Source organism: Candidatus Cloacimonadota bacterium (assembly GCA_011372345.1).
GTDB lineage: Bacteria > Cloacimonadota > Cloacimonadia > Cloacimonadales > TCS61 > DRTC01.
The window spans coordinates 1-3630 of the sequence record DRTC01000329.1; the positions used below are offsets into that span (position 1 = coordinate 1).

A 3630-nucleotide genomic window follows, 5' to 3' on the forward strand; every position below is an offset into this window, starting at 1 on the left:
TAACCCTTATGCCTGGACTTCATTCACTTTTAGTGGTACTGGTGGAAATTATGGTATTTGGTTTGAAGTAGATATCACTGATCTTGTTCAAGCTTGGGTCAATAGCCAGGTAGAAAATTATGGATTTGTAATTAGAGCACAAACAGGTTACAAATGGAGTAAATTCTATTCAAAAGAATATTCAAATCCCAATCTGCATCCATACTTAGAAATCAACTATACACCAAGTGCTGTTGATGAGAATGCTATTATATTTCCAGCGGTCAATATTGAAAATTATCCAAATCCCTTTAATACAGAAACAACTATTTCATACCAGTTACAAAAATCAGGAAAAGTTAGCTTGTCCATCTATGATATAAAAGGTAAATTGATGGAAACACTTGTAAAACGATATCAAACTAATGGTTCATATTCGGTAACTTGTCACACAAGTGGTTTTCCATCAGGCGTATATTTCTATCAACTGGTTGTTGATGAATATTCAATGATAAAAAAATGTTTATTGATTAAATTGTAAAAAAGGTAAGCATATCAATTCGATAATGTTTTAGTCATATTTCGGTTTACTAACTGCATGGAGTGTTCTGGAATATATTCGGTGTTGGAGATTGATTCTGGGACCTTATGCGATCTAAGTATCTAACTTGAAGAAAATGATAAAAAAATAAAATATGTTGACACAAATTTCGCAAAATAATTCTTTCCCCCCATAAAAGGTAAAGAAAATGGATCGGGAAAAAATCATAAAAGATTTCATTAGTTTCGGGCTCTCAAAAAGAGAAGCGAAAGTATATTATACTTTATTTCTCAAGAAAGAATTATCGGCTGCTGAAATTCAAAAACATGTCAGCATATTGAGAACAAAAGTGTACGAAATTCTACTCCAATTAATGAACAAGGGATTTTGTGCGGAAAGAAAGATCGGAAGATTAAAAAAATATTACGCAACCGATCCATATCAAGCATTTCAAAATCAAATCAATAATTTGGATGGAATTCTAAAAACTAAAAAGAATATTGTTAGCGAAATATTAAACCACATCGCACCGATATATGAAAAAAATACAAGCGATGTTAATCCGCTCGAATTCATTGAAATCTTGTATGAAAGAAAAAGGATCTGTGAACGATACATTCATCTTCAGCAAACTGCCCAAAAAGAAATCATGATATTTACAAAAAAACCTTATGCTTTGCCGGAAAAAGATAATGTGAAAAACGCTTTTAATGTATTACAACGAGATGTAACGCTGGAGACTATTTACGAAATTGAGGACTTTGAAAACACGGAATTTGAAAAAGAAATGATCGAGAAATTCGCCTACTCCGGGGGGAAAACAAGATTTATCAGCGAACTTCCAATGAAGTTAGCAATTTTCGATGAGAAGATAACAATGCTCGCTCTCAAGGACCCGGTTTCCCTAAAACCATTGATCACGACTATTATCATAAATCATCCCGATTATGCTCGTGCTCAAAAAGAAATTTTTAAAGCATATTGGAAAAGATCTTTCTCTCTTGAGGAATTAATTGAAAAATATTCTAACTCAAGAAAGATTAAAGAAAAATAGGAGAAACAATGAAAAGTAAAAAACTACTTATCGCAATAACTTTACTGTGCCTTTTGATGTTATTACCTTCGATAGCTTTTGCACAGCTTACTGGAATTAAGTATATTGGGGGAACTACTCCTGATTATACTACAATTGAGTCCGCCATCAATGATTTGAATTCTCAAGGCGTGGGAACCGGCGGTGTAACTTTCCTGATCCGCGATGGGATTTACACTGAAAATGATAATCTAACTATTCTCGATGTTACAGCAACCGAATCAAATCCTGTTATATTCCAACCCGATGTCGGAGCAACAGTAGAAATTAACATAACCATAACCGGGGATTATAGTTGTGGATTAAAAATCCACAATTCGGATCATATTACTTTTAATGGAACTGCTTATAATTCTGAAGATGACAGCAGAGATATGACAATAAATGGCTATCGTAATAATGACGAGGATATGTTTGTTTTCTGGTTAGCAAATGGTTCAGACAACATCACATTGGAAAATCTGATAATAAACAGTATAAGTGTTGCTACCAATACGGGTTGGTCCACTCCTGTTTATTGTTCAACTTATGGTATTACTTCACCTTTAGTTGGTATGGATTCGTTCACACTTTCTAACTGCGAAGTTATTGGTGGTTCTACTTATGGCGTTTATATGGATGGAGACCCTGGCATTCAACTGTCCAACTTCAACATTATAAATAATGATGTTCACGATTTTCAAAAATACGGCATCTTCATCTTTACAGATATTGCTGATTGTAATGTAGAAAAAAATGAAGTATATCAAACTTTTGATGAATCCAGAACCTCTGTTTATGGAATACGAGCTGGCTCATCAAGCTGCAGTGGAACTACAAAAATCCATAATAATTATATTCACGATTTGAAACATAGTGCAAATTCAGGTTGTCGGGGTATATTTATAACATCCGACTCACACGATAATCTGGTCTATAATAATATTATCTATCTTGTTCCCGGACTTACTGCAAATACCAGTTATTGCATTTACCTGTCTTCCGGTGATGCTACAAATAATCAAATTTATTACAACACTCTGTATATAGGAGGTGTATGTAATAGAGAATACCCTGACTTTTACTGTATAAAAATTTATAAAGATGCGAGCGATAACATTCTTAAAGATAATATCCTGATCAATGAGCGAACTGGAAATGTTGGTGGAAATGACCACTGTGCGCTTTATCTGAAGACTGCAACATCATTTGCTGAGAGCAATTATAATTTCTTGAGTGTGAATTCTGATGACCCGGCTGATAATTGTTATGTTGGACGTATTGGTAGTAGTTATTATAATACTCTTGCAGATTTACAAAATGCTCCCGGATATGATCCGAGAGATGAAAATTCTCTTACAGGCGATCCTGGTTTGAGCTTCCCTGATCTTCATTTGGATTCCACCAGCCCTTGCATTGGTGAAGCAACTCCTATTGCAGGTATTACAACTGATTTTGATTACGATCCTCGTGATGCAATACATCCGGATATTGGAGCAGATGAGTTTATTTCTAACCATGCACCTATAATAACTTATTTTTTCCCGGAAGAGACAGCATTTTCGATTGCACAAAATACCGAGCAATTATTTTTGATATTAGCTGAAGATCCTGACGATGATTCTCTATATTATTATTGGTATCTTGATGATATACAACAAGGTGCAAGTATTAATGAATTTACTTATACCTTCTCAGACACCGGCAATTTTGTGGTTAAGGCATTAGTGTCAGATGGCGAATTAGCAGATAGCACATTATGGGATGTTACAGTAACCTCTGGAGTAGCTGTTGATGATAATTTTGATTTGACAGACGGGATACAACTTTATCAGAATAAACCAAATCCATTTAATGGCTCAACCACAATATCGTTTATCACCACAAAGCACACCCAACTTCGCCAAGGCCTTGTAGGACAGGCAAAGATAAAAATTTATAATGTAAAAGGAAATTTGGTAAAAAATCTTGAACTCCAAATTTCTAACTCCGAACTTAAAGATATAACATGGGATGGAACCGATAATAATGGGAATAA

Annotated in this window: 3 protein-coding genes; all 3 read left to right on the forward strand. The window is 34.4% G+C overall.

Going from position 1 to position 3630, the window contains the following annotated elements:
- On the forward strand, window positions 1-520 hold a 520-nt coding region (locus ENL20_06325; protein HHE38170.1), incomplete at its 5' end, for a DNRLRE domain-containing protein.
- A 208-nt stretch (window positions 521-728) separates the two neighbouring features.
- A complete protein-coding gene (locus tag ENL20_06330; GenBank protein ID HHE38171.1) occupies window positions 729-1574 on the forward strand; it encodes a TrmB family transcriptional regulator in 846 nt (281 codons plus the stop codon).
- Window positions 1575-1582: 8 nt separating this feature from the next.
- On the forward strand, window positions 1583-3630 hold a 2048-nt coding region (locus ENL20_06335; GenBank protein HHE38172.1), incomplete at its 3' end, for a hypothetical protein.